This is a genomic window from Flavobacterium sp. K5-23 (assembly GCF_023278045.1).
GTDB lineage: Bacteria > Bacteroidota > Bacteroidia > Flavobacteriales > Flavobacteriaceae > Flavobacterium.
In genome coordinates this window covers 1,571,259-1,590,833 of record NZ_CP056783.1, presented here as the reverse complement: position 1 = coordinate 1,590,833, position 19,575 = coordinate 1,571,259, and the positions used below count along the sequence as shown (strand labels likewise).

General features: G+C 30.8%; 18 protein-coding genes. 1 reads left to right on the top strand and 17 read right to left on the bottom strand.

What is annotated here, in order from left to right:
• Nucleotides 1-250: 250 nt before the first annotated feature.
• From FLAK523_RS07025 to gmd, 15 genes are all read right to left on the bottom strand, one after another.
• Nucleotides 251-1,060, bottom strand: coding sequence for a glycosyltransferase (locus FLAK523_RS07025; RefSeq protein WP_248907834.1), 810 nt, complete (start codon nt 1,058-1,060; stop codon nt 251-253).
• Nucleotides 1,057-1,788 (bottom strand): FkbM family methyltransferase, encoded by a 732-nt coding sequence (locus FLAK523_RS07020; protein ID WP_248907833.1) that lies wholly within the window; start codon nt 1,786-1,788, stop codon nt 1,057-1,059. The genes FLAK523_RS07025 and FLAK523_RS07020 overlap by 4 nt, the downstream gene beginning before the upstream one ends.
• A 308-nt stretch (nt 1,789-2,096) precedes the next feature.
• Nucleotides 2,097-2,960 carry a glycosyltransferase family A protein gene (locus FLAK523_RS07015; RefSeq protein WP_248907832.1) on the bottom strand — a complete coding sequence of 288 codons (864 nt, stop codon included), beginning with the start codon at nt 2,958-2,960 and terminating at the stop codon, nt 2,097-2,099.
• 7 nt (nt 2,961-2,967) lie between these two features.
• Nucleotides 2,968-3,903, bottom strand: coding sequence for a glycosyltransferase (locus FLAK523_RS07010; RefSeq protein ID WP_248907831.1), 936 nt, complete (start codon nt 3,901-3,903; stop codon nt 2,968-2,970).
• Between the two features lie 12 nt (nt 3,904-3,915).
• Nucleotides 3,916-4,764, bottom strand: coding sequence for a glycosyltransferase (locus tag FLAK523_RS07005; RefSeq protein ID WP_248907830.1), 849 nt, complete (start codon nt 4,762-4,764; stop codon nt 3,916-3,918).
• Between the two features lie 76 nt (nt 4,765-4,840).
• Nucleotides 4,841-5,743: a glycosyltransferase family 2 protein gene (locus tag FLAK523_RS07000; protein ID WP_248907829.1), complete on the bottom strand. Its 903-nt coding sequence runs from the start codon at nt 5,741-5,743 to the stop codon at nt 4,841-4,843.
• Between the two features lie 31 nt (nt 5,744-5,774).
• On the bottom strand, nt 5,775-6,827 hold the full coding sequence (locus tag FLAK523_RS06995; protein WP_248907827.1) for a hypothetical protein: 1,053 nt from the start codon (nt 6,825-6,827) through the stop codon (nt 5,775-5,777).
• Nucleotides 6,828-6,935: 108 nt separating this feature from the next.
• On the bottom strand, nt 6,936-7,787 hold the full coding sequence (locus FLAK523_RS06990) for a glycosyltransferase family 2 protein (protein ID WP_248907825.1): 852 nt from the start codon (nt 7,785-7,787) through the stop codon (nt 6,936-6,938).
• Nucleotides 7,780-8,649 (bottom strand): nucleotide-diphospho-sugar transferase, encoded by an 870-nt coding sequence (locus FLAK523_RS06985; RefSeq protein ID WP_248907823.1) that lies wholly within the window; start codon nt 8,647-8,649, stop codon nt 7,780-7,782. The genes FLAK523_RS06990 and FLAK523_RS06985 overlap by 8 nt, the downstream gene beginning before the upstream one ends.
• A gap of 205 nt (nt 8,650-8,854) precedes the next feature.
• Nucleotides 8,855-9,853 carry a hypothetical protein gene (locus FLAK523_RS06980; RefSeq protein WP_248907821.1) on the bottom strand — a complete coding sequence of 333 codons (999 nt, stop codon included), beginning with the start codon at nt 9,851-9,853 and terminating at the stop codon, nt 8,855-8,857.
• Between the two features lie 260 nt (nt 9,854-10,113).
• Complete coding sequence (locus FLAK523_RS06975; RefSeq protein ID WP_248907819.1) at nt 10,114-10,992, bottom strand: bifunctional 2-polyprenyl-6-hydroxyphenol methylase/3-demethylubiquinol 3-O-methyltransferase UbiG; 879 nt, start codon at nt 10,990-10,992, stop codon at nt 10,114-10,116.
• Between the two features lie 9 nt (nt 10,993-11,001).
• A complete protein-coding gene (locus FLAK523_RS06970; protein ID WP_248907817.1) occupies nt 11,002-12,300 on the bottom strand; it encodes an ABC transporter ATP-binding protein in 1,299 nt (432 codons plus the stop codon).
• Between the two features lie 234 nt (nt 12,301-12,534).
• Nucleotides 12,535-13,404: an ABC transporter permease gene (locus FLAK523_RS06965; RefSeq protein ID WP_248907815.1), complete on the bottom strand. Its 870-nt coding sequence runs from the start codon at nt 13,402-13,404 to the stop codon at nt 12,535-12,537.
• A gap of 139 nt (nt 13,405-13,543) precedes the next feature.
• Nucleotides 13,544-14,467 (bottom strand): GDP-L-fucose synthase, encoded by a 924-nt coding sequence (locus tag FLAK523_RS06960; RefSeq protein WP_248907813.1) that lies wholly within the window; start codon nt 14,465-14,467, stop codon nt 13,544-13,546.
• The gene (gene gmd / locus FLAK523_RS06955) at nt 14,468-15,556 is read right to left on the bottom strand and encodes a GDP-mannose 4,6-dehydratase (protein WP_248908059.1); all 1,089 of its coding nucleotides are present in this window, start codon (nt 15,554-15,556) and stop codon (nt 14,468-14,470) included.
• Nucleotides 15,557-15,712: 156 nt separating this feature from the next.
• On the opposite strand from gmd, the gene FLAK523_RS06950 reads away from it, so the two are divergent.
• Complete coding sequence (locus FLAK523_RS06950) at nt 15,713-16,453, top strand: tyrosine-protein phosphatase (protein ID WP_248907810.1); 741 nt, start codon at nt 15,713-15,715, stop codon at nt 16,451-16,453.
• Between the two features lie 175 nt (nt 16,454-16,628).
• Here FLAK523_RS06950 and FLAK523_RS06945 read toward each other — a convergent pair whose 3' ends face one another.
• Together FLAK523_RS06945 and rfbA are read right to left on the bottom strand one after the other, a co-directional pair.
• Nucleotides 16,629-18,260 (bottom strand): polysaccharide biosynthesis protein, encoded by a 1,632-nt coding sequence (locus FLAK523_RS06945; RefSeq protein WP_368670299.1) that lies wholly within the window; start codon nt 18,258-18,260, stop codon nt 16,629-16,631.
• A 441-nt stretch (nt 18,261-18,701) separates the two neighbouring features.
• Complete coding sequence (gene rfbA, locus FLAK523_RS06940; RefSeq protein WP_248907806.1) at nt 18,702-19,568, bottom strand: glucose-1-phosphate thymidylyltransferase RfbA; 867 nt, start codon at nt 19,566-19,568, stop codon at nt 18,702-18,704.
• Between the last annotated feature and the right edge of the window lie 7 nt (nt 19,569-19,575).

Here is a 19,575-nt window from a genome sequence, read left to right as displayed (position 1 = left end):
AATTCTTTACCTATTTTTAATTTCATTCAATTTATTCAACAGTTTTAGCGATTCAAATAATATCAGCAGTGAAAGTAAGTATTTATTCTGAGATAATTTTTTACCTCATTGATAAAAAGAATTATTTTTTTAAGTGCCTTTTTTTCAAAAGTTTCACTTGCATAAAAACACGCATCTTCTCCCTCTCAAATATTTTCAACAAACAATAAGTCTGTGGCAAAACTTTTTTCTTATCAAGAGATTTAATTATTTATGAGAAAGTTGTGTCAATGGATTTTTTCATAAATGATTGCTTTACTGACGAAGCTAATTTTCTTATGTATTTAAGATTTATTTTACCTAGCAATAAATTATTAAAGACAAGTCTTAACCCCTTTGAATATTCTCTAGCCCTTATGTAATGAAACTCACTGTGTGGCAACCATGAGCTAACCCATAAATGAACAGTATAACTTTCTAAGCGGATATATTTTTTTAAATTAAGTATATCATTTTTACAACTATATGGAAAAGGATAAAAATAAATCGTTGGATAAATTACAACATTATTAATTTTAACGATATCATTATCAAAACCATTCTTATATCCGTATTTAAACCTAAAGACATCAGTGATAATTATTGGTATTGTAAATTGTAACCAATTAATATCCTTATTAACATCGACTAAATCATATTTTAAAAGACATTTCTCAATAAGTTCATTGTTTTTTTTTGCTCCAATTATCGCACAATTTATGTAATTATTATCTTCTGCTCCAAAGAAACAATCATTTTTTAAAAAAGAATCAAGTGGCTTCAAAACCAACATATCGGTATCTAAATACAATCCTCCTTTTTCATATAAAACTGTAAGTCTTACATAATCGGCTACAAAAGCCCATTTTTTCATTTTATATGCATGTTGAACGAATGGATGGGACAAATCGGAATTTTTTTCATTCCACTCTATAATTTTATAATCCGGCAAATGCTTTTTCCAAGATTTAATACAATCTCTAACCAACTCTGGTTTTCTATTGCCTCCAAACCAACAATAATGAATAATTTTATCAATCATAGTAATCTAACTTTCTTCAAATCGACTGCAACAACGTCATTACCTTCTTTAAAAATATAATAATCTTGCATTTTTAACAGATTATTTACCGAATTAATATCCTCTACAGATAAACTAACACTTTCAAATTTTAAAATTTTAGGCTTGATTAATTTAAAGTTAATCATTTTTATAACTTCATAATCAAACCCTTCAGTATCCACTTGAAAATAATCTATTTCTTTATTTTCAACATTTTGATTAATTATATTCATTAAGTGATCACACACCACTAAGACTTCAAATATATCAGAAGTTTCAATATTCAATGCTTCATGATGGCTCGGATTAAAAGAGGCTATCCCTTTTGCCCAATCAGGATATTTATCATATGCTTCCTTTTTAACCTTATAGATGGGAAACTCCTTTTCTGTTGGATGAACAGCCTTATTTTCTTTAACAATATTTTCAAATTCTATATAATTAAGAACTAATACGTCGAAATATTCTTTTATAGGCTCAATCACTAGACCACTCGATTTTCTATTAACAACTATTTCATATAAACTATCAAAACTGACCCCGTCATTAGCTCCAACTTGAACAAAATTAAAATTTGTAGATTTCGGAAAATTTCTTTCTAATATTCTCTTACTTGAAAATACCTTACTTGTGAGATACTTTCCTCTGCCTAATTTGCGCATAACATTCAACAGAATGAAAACGCAAACATTTTTAAAAAAAATCATATGGTATTAGTTTACTTTTTGCGAATAATATAACTTTCCTAAATTAAAAACATTTACTGCAACAATTTTGATAGGCATCCTAATTTATAATTATTTCCAGATTAATTATACTACAATGCTGCTTTTGATTTTTAATATAAAAAATGTTTTCTCTGGTTTTATTAGTATGTATTAGAAAATTATCGGGAATTTTTAATTACTTTTTTCAATCTATATTTCGAGTAAAGTAAGCCTGATTTAAGAATAAATTTTATAGTAAAACGCAATCATTACAAATTTACTTGTCAATCTAATTAGCTTAGTAATTATCAAAAATAGCGATTCAAAAAATAACGAGGTCGAAAATAAATATTTATACTTGAGATTGTTTTTTTTGCCTCAAAATATAAAGAATTATTCTCTTTGATTGCTTTTTTCAAAAGTTTAACTGCGATTAAGTGTAAAGTAAATGGATTTTTAATTCCCATCTTTTTAAAATTTAAAAACATTTTCTTTTCTATTCCAACGAACTTTTCTCTCTGTAAAGAAAGTCGTCTTGCGTCATCATACTCCCTATAAAAAGCAAGTGGTTCATTGACATAATGCACTTTATGACGATAGAATATGCGCTGGTAAAAATCAATATCTTCACCTACCATAATGTTTTCATCAAACATCATGTCGAATTTGAATACTTTTTTTCGGATTAAGGGAGTTGGGGATTTCACTACCCAACAACCCAAGGCATTCCAAAAAACATATCCTGAACGTTTATGAACTTTGTTTTGTGCTGCTCCAATATAAATTCCTGTAGGGTTTGACTTTTCGTCAACCACAGCCGCAGAAGAGTGAACACAATCAATATTGGGGTTTTCAAGTAAAACTAGAACCTGTTTTACAATTTTTGTAGGATGCCAAAAATCATCGTCGTCCAAAAAAGCAATAAATTCCCCATTGGTTTTTTCAATTCCGCAATTACGAGCTGAAGACAAACCTCCGTTTATTTTATAATGGTAAGTACAATTTGAATATTTAGCGCAAATTTGCTCTGCATAGTTTTTGACTGAACCATCGTCAATTACTAAAACCTCAATATTGGAATATGTTTGATTAACGACACTACAGATTGCCTCCTCGAGATATTTATCTCGATTATAGGTAGTAATAATTACACTGACTAATGGTTGTTGCATATATAGATTAAAAAAAATATAGTTTAGAAAGTACAAACCTAAACAAATGTACCATCAGTTTTGTTCGTAATGTGAAAAAATTATAGTTTTTTAAACCTCTTAACCATTGTATGGAAAAATGTCCTTTCTTTAATTGGATTATCCAATACTCTTTAACGAATTTTGCAAATAATAATTCGTTTTTTTTAGTATTGGGATAAAAATTCAAATAGTCTACAAATTCTGTATACAAAGTTTCTCGTTGATATAAATCTATTTTAGTTGTTGTTGAATCAGCGTGTCGTCTAAAATTGTTCAACTTTTTATTCAAAAAAGCAATATCCTGTTTTTGAATGAGCCAAGTCCACAAAAATAAGTCCGACATCTGCCTGTTTCGGAATAATTCAACAGGTATAGCAGTAATCGGCTTTCTAAACACAACACTGCTGCCGTTAGTTATAAATGAATTAAACGGAAAACTGTTTATAATGATTTCGTTTTTTATTACCCCGAAAGTATCTTCAGAGATGCCTAGAGGAGATGTTCTTTTTCTGCTATCATATAAAAACTTATTATTCTCATCTACATAATTACTTGTACAAAACACCAAAGGAATATTGCTATTTTTTTCTAAGATACCTAATGATTCTTCTAAAAAAAAAGGTTCGGAATAATCATCGGTTTCTGCTAACCAGATGTAATCAGTTTCAGCAAGCACAATCCCCTTTTGCCAGGATTTATAACCACTTCCCGAATTGGTTTCGTTAACAATAAAATGTTTGATTTTCATTGCAGGATGGCTTTTTATAAATTCATTTATAATGAATACACTTTCATCAGAAGAACAATCATCAATAATTATTAGTTCCCAATCTTTAAAAGTTTGGTCCTGTATGCTTTTCAAACGTTTTTTTAAAAACTTTGCATGGTTATAGCTTGGTAATATTATAGAAACTAAACTCATCTTATCTTTATGTCAGTTTTTTTTTAATTTTTTATGAATTAATAATTTTAATAAATTATAGTTTAGTTTATCAAATAAATTAAAAATCATATATTTTATCCAAAAATTATATGGAATAAATCTATTTTGCAAACAAATTTCTAAAAACTTTTTTAGAGCAATTACATCATTAATTTTTGAACTAGAGGTTAAATATTTAGGTAATTTTCTTTTATATAATTCATGAAATTTTATTAGTGAATTTACAAATTTTAAATCTGTATTTCCAATAGAAAAATGTTCAATTAAAATTTCATTCGTGACAATAATTTTACGTTTAATCTCTAAAACATCTATACATATCGCTGAGTCATAACAATGAAATCCTAAAATTTCCTCGTTAAATCGTACATTCAATTTTTTATTTAATGCCATAAATACACCATCCAAAACAACTACATCTTCAAAATCATCATTTTCAAAACCAATTGTATGTAAACTACTTTTTTTACAATTATAATGTTGTATCAAATTTAATTTTATCATACTTGTTTCTGTATGCCAAAATGCACTAGGATATTTACTTTTATATTTAGCTCCAGCAATACCAATCAATCCAATGTTACTATTCTTTTTAAAAATATTTATCAAAATATCACCCCAATTATTTGTATGGAATAAAATATCTTCATGAACAAACAATAAATGTTCATATTTTGATTTATCAATACCCAAATTATATGCCTTAGTTATAGATATATTGTCAATTGAGTTATCAATTTTTATAATCTCATACGTTATTGAACCAATTGTTTTTTTTATACTTTTTTCGACCTTATCATATAGGTGTAAATCTCTAGAACAAATAATTATTGAAATCATAAATTTGTATTGTTATAAAATTAAAAACATTGATCATTTTGCCTTAAGTTTATAAAAAAAACACCATTTTTTCAGGCTATCTTGTTTTAAATTTTAGAATTTTTTTGAAAATTTCTTTAGCAAGTTTCAACATCCCAACTTTATTCAGAACTTTTTTTATTATTAATCCAGCTTTATAAGTGTTAGATGTTTTTACTAATGTCAAATTATTTCTAAATAGTTTTGTTGAATCATAGTATTTACTCATTAAATGAACAGAAAACTGGTGATATTGGTGGTATGTTAGTATTTCTTTCAAAGAATCTAAAACCTTAATCTGATTATCATCTGCACCCATTGTCATCATTCTTCCAGTAGGATTAATTCTATAATATGCTAAAGGTAAATTTTTAAAAATGTAATTGGGCTTATTCTTAAAAAGATGAACCCACACAACCCAATCTTCTTGAGCTGATAAGTTTTCAGGAAATTTTATGCTCTCAAACAATTTCACATCAAAGAAACCGCATTGTATTTGAATTGAAAAAAAATTATATAAAAAATTTTCAAATGATAATGATTCGTATGTCAATTCACAAAATGCCGGATAAAATTCCTTCGAATCTGATGAAATCATCTTAAAATTAGAAATCACCATTTGTACTTCACTATTTTTTGGCAATTTTAATAGATTTATTGAAATTTCGATTTTTTTCATGTCCAAAATATCATCTGAATCTAAAAACTGAAGAAATTCTCCCTGCGCTAATTCTATTCCATAATTTCTTGCACTACTTACACCTCCATTTTCTTTGTTATAATATTTAAATCTTTTGTCGTTTGACACCCATGATTGAGCAATTTCCATAGTATTATCTATACTACCATCATCAACTATAATGCATTCCCAGTCTGAATATGTTTGTTTATAAACAGACTCTAAGGTTTCGTTTAAAAAATTTCCTTGATTGTAACAAGGTATTATTACAGATACTAACATTCTAATTTATTTTTAAATATAAAAATACACTTTATATCCCTCCTAAGGTCTTGAAAAAACTTTCATATTCTTTTGAAATTTTCTTGGGGTGAAATTGTTCTTTTTTATTTAGATATTCATTACTTTTGAAAATTTTATTTATTTTTTCATCCGTTACGATCGACAAAACTTCATTGTAATTTCTCTTTTTCAAATCAAGCGTTGGTAAATCAAAATACTCCGCTACTTCGGTTAAATTCCCAATTTTAGGTATTACCATTGGCTTGTCGTAAGTTAAGCCTAGAAATAAATTCCCCGAATTTAAATTTTTAATCCTTGGAATAATAATAAGTGAAGAATTCCGAACTAAATCAGTCATATATCCATATTCTAAAAATCGATTGTCAAAAAAATACTGTTCCTTTTTTAAAGGGAAGCAAATTATTTTTTCAGAAATATATTTATAAATATTCCTAAAACGATAGGGTCTAAAATATTTAGGTTTTACAAATTGCAGCATATTAGGCACTACTAAAAATTTATTTTTTACAGGAATTTTATTGAAAATTGCCAATAATAGCCTAACTTCTTCCATTGACCTAAAACTACCAATAGCAGAAACAACATATTTATCTTGAAAATCTACTTTAAACTTATCTTGAAAATCAAAGACTTCCTTAGTATTCAAAAGGCTATCATATAATGGATGATTAATTAACTTATGCCTACATTTTTCTGCAAAAATAGATTGATATTTATTTAATGAGTAGTTGCCTAAATGAATAACTCCATCAGCATATTTATACAATAATTTGAACAAAGTGCTAAACTTATTACCTTTATCATAGTGTGACTCTATATCATTTAATGTTAGAACAATTTTTGATTTTATTTTCCAGATTAAAAAAAGTTCTTCTAAATCAATTAATTGTTCTTTTGTAGGTACTTTAAAAGCAAAAATAGCTTCAGGAAACTGAATATTTACAATCTCATAATTAGGTTTATAATCTTCCAGCTTCCCATATATATAATCAATTGTTGCATATTTATTTATTTCATCAAAATAAATATTTAAAACCTTATGATGGGGTATAAACACTTTCATAAATCTTTTTTATTTTTTTTACTTTACAAATGATATATGTAAAGAATAAAACTATAATCGAAAATTCCTTTATTAGATTAAGAATAAGTATGACATCATACTATCTTATTAATTCAAAACATCTTTTATTTTTTCCTTTGAGAAAAAAATAATATAGATTCTAAAAAAAAGTGAAACAATCTTCATCCCCCCTTTTGTTTTTTCAATTTCAAATAGCATTTTAAATCTATTAGATTGCAAAATTGATTTATTATGATTTAACTCATTTCTATTACGGACAAACTCTTCATAATCATCAACAAACGGCTTAAAATAATCATTTAAGACTTTATTTCTCTCTTTAGAATTATCTTCTAAAAAACTAATACCATCTAAATAAAAAACAGAAAGCACACCATCTACTTTCAAATAGGTACAGTTGTACTTAAATAATGCCAATATAGAAAACTTCCAATCGGATACAATTCTCAAACTCTCATCATAAAGACCAACTTTATCAAACAAGTTTTTGTTAATAAAAGTATTGGGATGAGACAATGAGCTTAAATAAAGATTCGAAAAGTTTAATTTACTCGGGTATTTAACAATTTCAGAAAGTCGTTCACCTACTCTATATTCATCAAAATATATTAAATCAAATTCCCCTATTAAGGAATGGAATTTTTCTAGAACTCGATTGTCGTAAAAATGATCCCCACTATTCAAAAACAGCAAATATTCCCCATTGGCTACCTTAATTCCTTTATTCATGGCGTTATAAATACCTTTATCAGATTCACTTACCCAAAAATCAATGTTTGTACTTTGACTTTCAATATAAGCGGAACTACCATCAGAAGAACCTCCATCAATAACAATGTACTCAAACTCTTGCCAGGTTTGATTGACCACACTTTCGATAGTACGTTTTAACCCGTCTAGATTATTGTAGTTGATAGTGATGATGGAGAATTTAGGCATTTTTAAATAAATTTAAAGATTTTTTAAAATAACCATTTACTTTCTTAATGAAATTAGAAGAATTAATTACAACCCCATTCCAATATTCTGCAACATTTACAATTTCATAAATAGAATCTATTTTCATTTTGCCATTCAAAATACCATTTGTTATTTTTAGAGTATTGACTTTAATATTGCTCAATTTTATATGGGGTACTTGAATTGTATGTGTTGAGTCTTTATTAAAACCAATATTATTTATCATATTCAAATTTGGACGAATACAATATTGCTGATTTTTCAAACAAGTAAATACCCATTGATAATCCCAAGTATCTATATTCCCGTTTTTTGTAGCATCAAAAAGAAACTGCCATCTATTAATCCATTCTTTTTGCGGTAAAATTGTTGGCAAACTTAATGATTTTACCAATTTACTGCCTTTTTTAAAATCGTCAATACCATTATAAGTATTCCAGGTTTTATTAACCAAGTCATTAGATCGTCGCCAGCTAGCCCAGCCCCACATATTAAAATAACGAGTTAAACCAAAATCATATTTATGATTTTCATATGCCAAACTGCATCCATTAATAGAAAAAATTTGATAATCATTTTTAAATCGATCAAGCAATATTTCAGCATACCAAAAAAATGAGGAGTCCGGTAATATATCATCTTCAATAATAATTCCCATTTCAACTTCATCAAAAAACCAGTCTAAAGCATTCTGGACAGCTTTACCGCAACCAAAATTTTCGTCTCTGAATAATGTCTTTACTTCACAATCCCAATCTATACCCTTAAGCACCAGATTCCTTGTTTCTTTACATTTCTCTATATCTTCAATAATATTGGAACGTGGTCCATCTGCAGCCACATAAAGATACTTGGGCTTTTGTTTTTTTATCTCTTCAAAAACCCTTTTAGTGTTTTCAGGACGATTAAAAATCAGAAAAAGAATGGGGGTACTGAATGACATGTATTTAATTTATATTGAATTATCTAAGTGTTGAAATTTCCATTTATAACTGATTGCTTACTTTGTTCAAAGATATTATATGGTTTGTAAATAAGCGCTATTTTTATATACGTCCCTTAATTAGAATTTTTATCGCTTTCTTCATTCGATAAATAATTTCTAGAGTAGTTGTCTTTTTTTTTTCTACTGCTCTCAATTGATGCAAATTAGGATAATAAAACACATTTAATTTACTTATTTGATCTACTTTATTTTCTTTTAATTTAGTGGCATACTTATTAAAAAGTGGTACCAAGTCCGGTCTTGAATTAAAATCATATCGCGTTTGATACCTGCATATCGTATCTGGCTTCTCGAATTTATAACTACTAAAATGAAAGAACCGTAAGGTATAGTCATCATTTATAATGAAATTTACATTATCCTGTGCGCTTATTTCTCTTTCATGAAGATTCCAATTAGCCATATTATAGCCCAAGTGTTTTAGAATGTAATAATTATCAAAAAAACATGGTACATACTGAATCCATAGCTGATCAAAAAACATTCCTTTTCTTTGATTTCCATACCCATATTTTACAACGCGGTTATGCCACCAATCAATAAAACCTTTTACCTGGTCATAATCGCTTAATCCAATAAAACCAAGGTTATAAACTCCTCCTCCTAACACATCATAATCATTAGGACCAAACTCATCGTCAACAGGACTGCACATATGTGGTGTTATAACAATATTTTTTGAATCTAACGCATCAAAAACCTCGTCAAAACTACTTGTTACTAAAATATCCGGGTCAATATAAAGTATTTTTTTTGCATTATACTTCTTAAATATATGATGTAAATAGGATGGTTTTACAGCTGTATTTAACTCGGTAATGTTATATTTTTCATTTAACTCCTCGAAGTTTGGAACCGCTATTTCTTCAACGAGTATGATCTCAAAAGCCGAAAAAAAACTATAATCAAACTCTAAATCATATTTATCAACTAACCCTATTATAAATCTAACGTTTGGATGAAATTCCAAAAATGAATCTCCTAAAGTTTTAGCATGAGCTAAATAATTATTAGAACAAATTGTGAAGGCTAATTGCATTTTTTTTCAAATGTATTAAAAGAGTTATTTAAATTAAATATCATTTTATTATTGATAATCCATATTCTCAATTTTTTTCTAATTTAAATATAATTCTTTTTAAAAACTTAATATGAATATCCGAATTAGGTTTAAATAAAAACAATTGCACCCATAATTTCAAAGTCAGTTTTAAATGTTAAAAACTTAATAATTAATTTAAGAAAGCAAGTGTAATTTTCTGGAATGATGTGAAATTGGGAAAGAGATGTCGCAAGGGGCTATCTTTTTAATAATTTTCTAACTGAATTTATTTTTTTAATAATTGAATTACCTAATTTAAAAGATTCAGTAGATAATATATTATTATACTGTTTTTCATAACTTTCTTTAAGTACATTTATTTCCTCCTTAACAACTCTTACCCCATTAAAAATTGACGATCCAACTTCTAAATAATCATTGTTGTTTGCATTTGAACATATCGCTAAATTAAAATAAGACTTATTGTAAAAATCATCTTCATCTAATTTATTCTTAATCTGTAGATAGTCCCCATCAAACAAATTAAATTTTGATTCACAATCTTGATCAATCAAATGAATTAAAGAACCTATTACAAATCGTTGATTAAACAAATTAACATTTTTAAAATTCCTTTTCAACAAATCGCTAAAGTCATCTAAAGTCAATTCTTTAATATGATAAGGATTGTTAGGATCCCTACTACTATAAATACTTTTCTCAGGAGAAGAAATCAATAAAACGCCATTTTTTTTAAGAACTCTAGAAATTTCTTTCATCATCAAATCGTGCTTATCGTGATGTTCTATTGTTTCAAAAGAAATAACGACATCAACAGATCTATCTTCTAATGGAATAGCGTCAGTAGATCCTACACTAAACTCAATGTTCTTTGATGAGGCATATTTAACTTTTGCATGATTTATTGATTCTTCATCTATATCAACTCCAAACACTTTAGTGGCACTTTTGCTTAGTAAAAAACTTCCGTAACCCTCACCGGAAGCTATATCCAAAACAACTTTATTGTTAGTGATTTTTTGAGCAATAGCATATCTATGTAAATGCTCAATAACACCATGAACTGATCCAAGACCTGTAGTCATACGTTCACCTGTAAACTCTAAATTTTTCATATTTTAATCTTATAAAACAACAACATTATCCCAATCTAAAATTGGTCTTACAACTCCTGGAAATTTTCCTTTATAATAACTTCCTCTAGCGGTATTTTCCATAAACTCATCAATAATATTAAAAGAAAACTTATTGACATCGTGAAAATGCACTCTGAAGACACCTTTATAAGACATAGCAGCTATTCCACAAAAATGATATCCTTCAGACAAAAAATTATTTGGAAACCAAACAATAGCTTGATAAGCTCCAACTTTATAATTTATGTTTTGATTTTTTTGATGGGAACTCAATATATGAATTTCTTCGTTATTATAAAGGTTTAAACCTAAAACTAAATCGGATGTTTCAACCAAAATCTCAAACTTTATTCTAATGCCAACTTTTTCAATAATAAAATAATCCGTTTTATTTTCAAAAATATCATTTATAACTTCTGATTCTAGCAACCTAACAATTTCGCTTGAAGGAGCTTCAACATTATTATATATTTTCCTAGAAGCTACATGGTTATCAAGATTCAAATATTCAGAAATAGCCTCCTCTATCTCGCCTTCAAAAGCAACCTTCCCGTTATCCAAAACAACCCCCCTCGTACACAAACTCTTCACGGCCGCCATGTTATGACTCACAAACAAAACCGTTCTACCTCCTTTACGGGAAATATCCTGCATTTTGCCAATGGCTTTCTTCTGGAACTCGGCATCCCCTACAGCCAAAACCTCATCGATAATTAAAATTTCAGGCTCCAGAAATGCGGCAACTGCAAAAGCGAGTCGCACCGTCATACCACTACTGTAGCGCTTTACAGGGGTATCTATGTAACGTTCACAACCCGAGAAATTAATGATTTCATCCAGTTTTGAGGTGATTTCTTTTTTTGTCATTCCCAGAATGGCACCATTCAAATAAATGTTTTCCCTACCCGTCATTTCGCCATTAAAACCGGTTCCTACTTCAAGTAAAGAAGCCACACGCCCCCCAAATTTTATGCTCCCTGTAGTGGGTGCAGTAACTCGTGATAAAATCTTGAGCAAGGTAGATTTACCAGCGCCATTCTTCCCTATTATACCTAAAATCTCACCACGTTCCACTTCAAAATTAATGTCCTGCAAAGCCCACACATAGTCACTCTCCCCTTTAGTAGAACGGTCATTAGTATCCCCAATTTTTAAATAAGGGTTTTCTTTACCGCGTACTTGATGCCACCATCTATTCAAATCGTGAGCCATAGTACCAGTACCTACCTGTCCTAGGCGGTATTGCTTAGAAATATTTTCGGCTTTTATTATAATATCTTTACTCATTTTATTACTTTTGACTATCTGAAGGCTTTGTTTTTCATTAATGGCATAATTTTAAACTATTTTAAGTTTAATTAAAGTACTTGCACCGCTTCGCAACCCTGACTCACAAAAAAAGAAAAAAAAAAAAATCAAAAACAAACTTGCTTATCACATCTATTGCAATTACTTTGTTTTGAACCTATTAAAAATCCATTTATTCCTTAATTAAGAGACAAAAATGGCAACTGCAACAAATTAAACCGTATCTATAAAACTCTTCTCCGTCTTATTAAAAATTAGTATTCCTACTAAAAAAACAAATACAGTCACCGCAAAAGTATAACCCAATCCCCAGATGGAAATTTGCCCCACGTTCAATAACATATAACGGGTAGTTTCTATAATATAAGCCAATGGATTGTATTGAACGAGCCAGGCATAGTCCGGCATTTTTGCTGCAACCAATGCCATAGGGTAAACCACGGCTGAAACATACATCAGTAATTGCACTCCAAAACCTATTAAGTAGCTAAAGTCTCTGTATTTTGTCACCAAAGAAGAAATAAACATCCCCAATCCCAATCCCAAAATCCCCATCACTACAATTAACAATGGAAATAAAATACTAATCCCATTTAAACTTATGGCGGCGCCCTGAAAATAATAGAATAAATAAAAAGCGATAAATATTAAAAATTGAATCCCAAATTTCAACAAATTGGAGATTACTATGGATATGGGAACTATAATTCGGGGGAAATACACTTTACCAAAAATACCCGCATTGGCACCAAAAGTGTTTGAGGTCCCCGTGAGGCAGGCCGTAAAGTAATTCCACACGGTTATTCCTGCTAAGTTAAACAAGAATGGAGGTACGGTTCCCGTACTTATTCCAGCCAAATTATTAAAAATTATGGTAAAGGTAATCGAAGTGAACAAAGGCTGAATCAAATACCACAGCGGCCCTAAAACGGTTTGCTTGTATACCGTCACCACATCTCTTTTCACAAAAAGCATAAGCAAATCACGATACTGCCAAACTTCCTTGAGGTTCAGCGAGAAGAATTTGTTTTTGGGTGTTATTTCAAACAGCCAAGTGGTATTAGTATTTTCTGAACTACTCATTTACTAGATGATATGGGGATCAATTAATTTTAAAATAACATTTAACAATGCTATTTATAGTTACCAAATATAACATTTTGACAGTAGTATTCCCTTTTATTGTCTATTGAAATTATAAAAACTTAGAATTGAACGTCTTTTACTTGTTAAATGTATCGTGATATACTTGTCGAATCCCTTGTTCTAAAAAAATTGAAAATTTCCAACCCAATTGGTCCAGCTTTGTAGTATCTGTTACTTTTCTTGGAGCGCCATCGGGTTTAGAATTATCAAACACAACAATACCTTTGTAACCTACTATTTTTTTAATCAAGGAAGCCAAGTCTTTTATGGAAATCTCTTGGCCTGAACCAATATTTACGAACCCCTGATCGTTGTATTTTTCCATCAAATAAACACAGGCATCCGCCATATCATCCGCATGCAAAAACTCTCTTAAAGGACTTCCTGTCCCCCAAACCGTGACTTCACGCTCGTCATTCATTTTAGCTTCATGAAACTTCCGTAATAAAGCGGGTAACACATGAGAATTTTGCAAATCATAGTTGTCATTTAAACCGTACAAATTTGTAGGCATAACGGAAATAAAGTTACATCCATATTGCTCACGATAAGCATCACACATTTTTATGCCTGCGATTTTGGCTATCGCATAAGGTTCATTGGTAGGCTCTAACAATCCAGTCAACAAATATTCCTCTCGCAATGGCTGAGGCGCCAATTTTGGATAAATACATGTTGAGCCTAAAAACAATAATTTCTTTACTTTATTTTTATAACTCTGATGAATAACATTCGATTGTATCATGATGTTTTGATAAATAAAATCAGCTCTAAGGGTATTGTTAGCCAAAATCCCTCCGACTTTGGCGGCAGCCAAAAAGACAAATTCCGGTTTTTCAATTTCAAAAAATGAAGCTACTGCTTGTTGATCAATTAAATTTAATTCGGAGGAGGTTCTCGTAACAATATTGTTAAATCCTTTACTTTTTAAATTCCGAAAAATTGCGCTCCCCACCATACCATTGTGTCCCGCAACATATATTTTTGAACTCTTATCCATCTAATCCAAACTTTTAGCTAATTTCTCTCTTCTGATCAATTTCAAATCAGCCTCCATCATTTCTTTAACAATCATCCCCAATGTATATTTTGGTTCCCAACCCAAAAGCGTCTTGGCCTTTGTATTATCACCAATCAACAAATCGACTTCTGTAGGTCGGAAATATGTTGGATCTATTTTTATAACTTCTTGTCCAATTATAAAAGCATAATCTGGATTCAAGCTGGCCTTTATAATTCCAACTTCAGAAACACCTTCTCCTTTGAATTCTATTTCCACACTAAGCTCATTAAAAGCTAATATTATAAAAGATCGAACTGTATTAGTAACTCCGGTAGCAATGACAAAATCTTCGGCTTTTTCTTGTTGTAGCATCAACCACATCGCTTCTACATAATCTTTGGCGTGCCCCCAATCTCGTTGTGCATCAATATTACCCATGTACAATGCTGTTTCAATCCCTAAAGCCATTTGAGCAATACCACGAGTGATTTTCCTGGTTACAAATGTTTCTCCTCGAAGTGGACTTTCATGATTAAATAAGATTCCATTACAAGCAAACATACCATACGCTTCTCTGTAATTAACGGTAATCCAATAGGCATATATTTTAGCAACTGCGTAAGGAGACCGTGGGTAAAACGGAGTGGTTTCTGACTGTGGCACTTCCTGAACTTTTCCATATAATTCTGATGTCGAAGCTTGATATATTTTAGTTTTTTTTGTAAGACCCAATAATCGAATAGCATCCAAAAGTCTCAATGTCCCTACACCATCAACATTAGCGGTATATTCAGGTATATCAAAACTTACTTTTACATGACTCATAGCCCCCAAATTATATATTTCATCAGGTTGGGTTTCTTGTATAATACTTATTAAATTAGTTGCATCACTTAGATCTCCATAGTGTAATTTAAAACGTTGGTTTTCCACATGGATATCTTCATATAAGTGATCAATTCGTTGGGTATTAAACATAGAACTTCTACGCTTAATCCCATGAACCATATACCCTTTAGAAAGCAATAACTCTGCTAAATATGCCCCATCTTGACCTGTAACCCCAGTAATTAAAGCTGTTTTCATTGTGATTTTGTCGTTTTCGTTTCCCATTAAACCCTTAGGATAAAATTATAAGCTTTAAAACAAATATAACAATTTGCAGATAGTATTATATATTAATTAAGATTAGTATTGCAAAATATTCAGTTACTTTGCTGTTTCATTTATAAACACAAAAATGTGCTTTTTTTTACTAAAAACAAGACGGTTTTAAAAGATTTAATTCCTGACAACCACATTGATATTCACTCCCATCTTTTACCGGGTATAGATGATGGTGCTAGAACATTTGAAGACACTCTAAAACTCACAAAAGCGCTTCAAGAGATTGGAATCACTCAGTTCATCACAACTCCACATATCATTCAGCATGTCTGGGATAACACTTATGAGCAAATTGTTTACAATAAGAACAATACTATTCTAGAGCTTGAAAAAAACAATATAAAAGTCCCTTTTAATGCCGCAGCCGAGTACTTAATGGACGACCAATTTGTACGATTATTTCAATCTGGGAAATTATTAACGTTAAAAGGAAATTATGTTTTAGTAGAGATGTCTTACATCAATGCACCCATACAATTGTACTCGATTCTATTTGACTTACAAGTGGCGGGATATATTCCAGTTTTAGCCCATCCGGAACGGTACTTGTTTTACCACAATAATTTTAACGAATACGTGAAGCTAAAAAGAGCGGGATGTCTATTCCAATTAAATCTTTTATCAGTTGTAGGCTATTACGGTTCTGAAATCACTAAAATAGCCAATCAATTACTTTCTAAGGGGATGTATGACTATGTGGGTTCAGATGTACATCATGAAAATCATATAGCATCTTTTGATCAAAAAGTAAAAATTAAGGACTTAACACCACTTAAAGAAGTCATTGCAAACAATCAATTTTTCAGAATCGAATAAGTAATTTTTATTTTATAGAATATCTACTGTTATAAAAAACTAGATCATCACTGAACTTTATTCATTTATCCCTTCCTGGAAAGGCCTGCTAAATAGCGATACTAATAAATAAAAAAAGGTTTACAACGAATCTATTCTTTGTAAACCTTTTGAACTAAAATTATTTAAACTATTGCTACTTATCTAATACCTCATAAGTGGAATTCATACTTATAAACTCAGGAACAATTTTTTTCATTTTTGTAACTATATCGTCATTATCAAAAAAATTGGCGATTCCTATCAGTTCCTCAATTTCGGTATGCAGGTTTTCATATTCGTCCTGGATTTCCTCGGCAATCATAATTTTATCGTGGTGGGTCGGTATTGTTTTTGAAGTGTCATTGAGCAATTCCTCATACAGTTTCTCTCCCGGTCGCAAGCCTACAATATGTATCTTAATGTCTTTATCCGGGGTAAAGCCGGCCAATTTGATCATCTTTCTTGCCAAATCAATTATTTTCACTGGTTTACCCATATCAAAAATATAGATTTCCCCCCCATTACCCATGGCACCCGCTTCCAGAACCAATTGACAGGCCTCTGGAATAGTCATGAAATATCTGATAATATCGGGATGGGTTATGGTTACCGGCCCGCCATTTTCAATTTGTTTGCTGAACAAAGGCACCACAGAACCATTAGAACCCAAAACATTGCCAAAACGCGTAGTAATGAATTTTGTGGCTTTTAGGTTATTCTCCTTTCGGCTTTTTAATTGCAACGATTGGACATACTTCTCAGCTATCCTTTTACTCGCTCCCATAACGTTACTTGGATTGACTGCCTTATCGGTAGAAACCATGACAAATTTTACCACCTTATGTTCGCATGCCAAATCGGCCAAGTTCTTGGTCCCTTCAATATTGGTAAGAATCGCTTGCGCAGGGTTTTCCTCCATCAAAGGCACGTGCTTGTATGCTGCCGCATGAAATACCACGTCGGGCTTGTACAGTTTAAACACTCTATTCAATGCTTCTTTATTTCTGATGTCCGCAACTACGGTGCATATTTTAGAAGTCGTAACGATACTTTCCGTTTCTAAACAAAGGTGATGTAACGGCGTTTCGGCTTGGTCTAATATAATGATCCTTTTAGGGTTAAAACCCAATACCTGTCTTACTATTTCACTTCCTATGGATCCGGCAGCCCCGGTAATTAATATGGTTTTGTCTTTTAGCTGTTTCGAAATGGATTTATTGTCCAAGACAATCGCTTTTCTCTCCAGTAAATCCTCAATTTGTAAGGTCTTTACTTTTTGGGAAATTTCCTTTTGATTTTCCCAATCCGTGATCACAGGAACAATATATACCTTATAATTGAATTCAAGACATTGGTCCACAATTACTAAGCGCTCCTCTTTTGACAAGCTTTTGTCCGCTATAATGACCCCTTCGGCACCAACAGATCGCATCAGCGTGGGTAACTTTTTCTTAAGCACCAATATCGGTAAATCCAACATTCGCTTGGAATGGTTTTGGCTGTTTCTATCCACAAACCCAACAATTTTAAAACGGGTTGGCGTTTCCAACTTTAAGGCTTTGGCTACCGAAATGGCATTGGCGTCCGTTCCGTAAATTATAGCCCTAATCAATTTAACATCATTTTTTTTCTGAAAATAATGTTCGAAAGTTTGTTTTACGATCACACGGTATAAAAACAAGCCGCAGAAAGACAACACCATATTGATAAAAAGCGCGGTATTTAAAAACGCCTTGTGTCCAAAGAATATTTCAAATAAAAAATTCAACATTAGAAACAGGATCATGACAGCCATTTGGGAAAACAAAAGCTTAACCGCATCAATATAGGAAGAGTGCCTGATTATACCAGAATAGGTTCGAAATAACCAAAAGAAAAATAGGTTAACGCCAAACAACAAATTAATGAAAATGATGCTGTGTGGAGTTATAATATAGTCTAATCCCGTTCCCCTGAACAATAAAAAAGTAAAGAAAAAAGCCACTATTAATACAGACAAATCCATCACAACAATTATCCACCGAGGCAAATAACTTAAGCTATGAATATTAAAACATAAGTTTTCTCTGGAGAAAAAATTAGCTTTAAAAGAAGTCGAAGATGGTTTTGTACTATTATCCAATATATATATTTATATAAGCGTTATTATATTCGCAGTAGCAAAAATAACAAATAAAAGAACTGTTTCAGCCCTTTCAAATTAAAAAATCATTTTTTTTTATTAGCACTATCTAGATTTGAGCAAGCCAAGAAGATACTCCCCATATCCAGATTTTTTTAACGGCTCAGCAAGATCCTTTAAGTTTTCATCCGAAATAAACCCTTGTCTCCAAGCAATTTCCTCAATACATCCTACTTTTAATCCTTGTCTCTCTTCAATAACTTGCACAAATTGGCCTGCTTGCATTAAACTATTAAAAGTACCCGTGTCTAACCAAGCAGTACCTCTACTTAGAATCCCAACTTTCAAAGCTCCTTTTTCAAGATATACTTTATTTACATCTGTAATTTCGTACTCGCCTCTGGGACTGGGCTTAATGTTTTTGGCTATTTCCACAACCGAATTATCATAAAAATACAATCCTGGAACCGCGTAATTTGATTTGGGTTCCAATGGTTTTTCCTCAATGGAAAGCGCATTTAAATCTTTATCAAATTCGACAACTCCGTATCTTTCAGGATCAGAAACGTGGTAAGCAAACACCACTCCTCCCTCAGGATTTGTATTGGACTGCAGCAACTCATCCATATTAGAACCAAAGAAAATATTGTCTCCCAAAACCAGCGCCACACTATCATTCCCAATGAATTCTTCACCAATAACAAATGCCTGGGCTAACCCATTTGGAAGAGGTTGTTCTGCATAGCTGAATTTACATCCAATAGCAGAACCATCTCCTAATAACTTTATGAAATTGGGCAAATCATGAGGTGTGGATATGATTAATATTTCATTAATACCCGCTGTCATTAAGGTAGACAATGGATAATAAATCATGGGTTTATCATACACTGGCATCATTTGCTTACTCATCGCTAATGTTAATGGATGCAATCTTGTACCGGATCCACCGGCTAATATAATTCCTTTCATAATAGTA

Excerpts from the sequence above, each read along its gene's own strand:
- FLAK523_RS06960 (WP_248907813.1), bottom strand. The coding sequence starts at position 14,467 with ATGGATAAGAGTTCAAAAATATATGTTGCGGGACACAATGGTATGGTG.
- FLAK523_RS07010 (WP_248907831.1), bottom strand. The coding sequence starts at position 3,903 with ATGAGTTTAGTTTCTATAATATTACCAAGCTATAACCATGCAAAGTTT.
- FLAK523_RS06945 (WP_368670299.1), bottom strand. The coding sequence starts at position 18,260 with ATGATCCTGTTTCTAATGTTGAATTTTTTATTTGAAATATTCTTTGGA.
- FLAK523_RS06970 (WP_248907817.1), bottom strand. The coding sequence starts at position 12,300 with ATGAGTAAAGATATTATAATAAAAGCCGAAAATATTTCTAAGCAATAC.
- FLAK523_RS07005 (WP_248907830.1), bottom strand. The coding sequence starts at position 4,764 with ATGATTTCAATAATTATTTGTTCTAGAGATTTACACCTATATGATAAG.
- FLAK523_RS06990 (WP_248907825.1), bottom strand. The coding sequence starts at position 7,787 with ATGCCTAAATTCTCCATCATCACTATCAACTACAATAATCTAGACGGG.
- FLAK523_RS07000 (WP_248907829.1), bottom strand. The coding sequence starts at position 5,743 with ATGTTAGTATCTGTAATAATACCTTGTTACAATCAAGGAAATTTTTTA.
- FLAK523_RS06975 (WP_248907819.1), bottom strand. The coding sequence starts at position 10,992 with ATGAAAAATTTAGAGTTTACAGGTGAACGTATGACTACAGGTCTTGGA.
- FLAK523_RS06965 (WP_248907815.1), bottom strand. The coding sequence starts at position 13,404 with ATGAGTAGTTCAGAAAATACTAATACCACTTGGCTGTTTGAAATAACA.
- FLAK523_RS06995 (WP_248907827.1), bottom strand. The coding sequence starts at position 6,827 with ATGAAAGTGTTTATACCCCATCATAAGGTTTTAAATATTTATTTTGAT.
- FLAK523_RS07015 (WP_248907832.1), bottom strand. The coding sequence starts at position 2,960 with ATGCAACAACCATTAGTCAGTGTAATTATTACTACCTATAATCGAGAT.
- FLAK523_RS06980 (WP_248907821.1), bottom strand. The coding sequence starts at position 9,853 with ATGCAATTAGCCTTCACAATTTGTTCTAATAATTATTTAGCTCATGCT.
- FLAK523_RS07025 (WP_248907834.1), bottom strand. The coding sequence starts at position 1,060 with ATGATTGATAAAATTATTCATTATTGTTGGTTTGGAGGCAATAGAAAA.
- gmd (WP_248908059.1), bottom strand. The coding sequence starts at position 15,556 with ATGAAAACAGCTTTAATTACTGGGGTTACAGGTCAAGATGGGGCATAT.
- rfbA (WP_248907806.1), bottom strand. The coding sequence starts at position 19,568 with ATGAAAGGAATTATATTAGCCGGTGGATCCGGTACAAGATTGCATCCA.
- FLAK523_RS07020 (WP_248907833.1), bottom strand. The coding sequence starts at position 1,788 with ATGATTTTTTTTAAAAATGTTTGCGTTTTCATTCTGTTGAATGTTATG.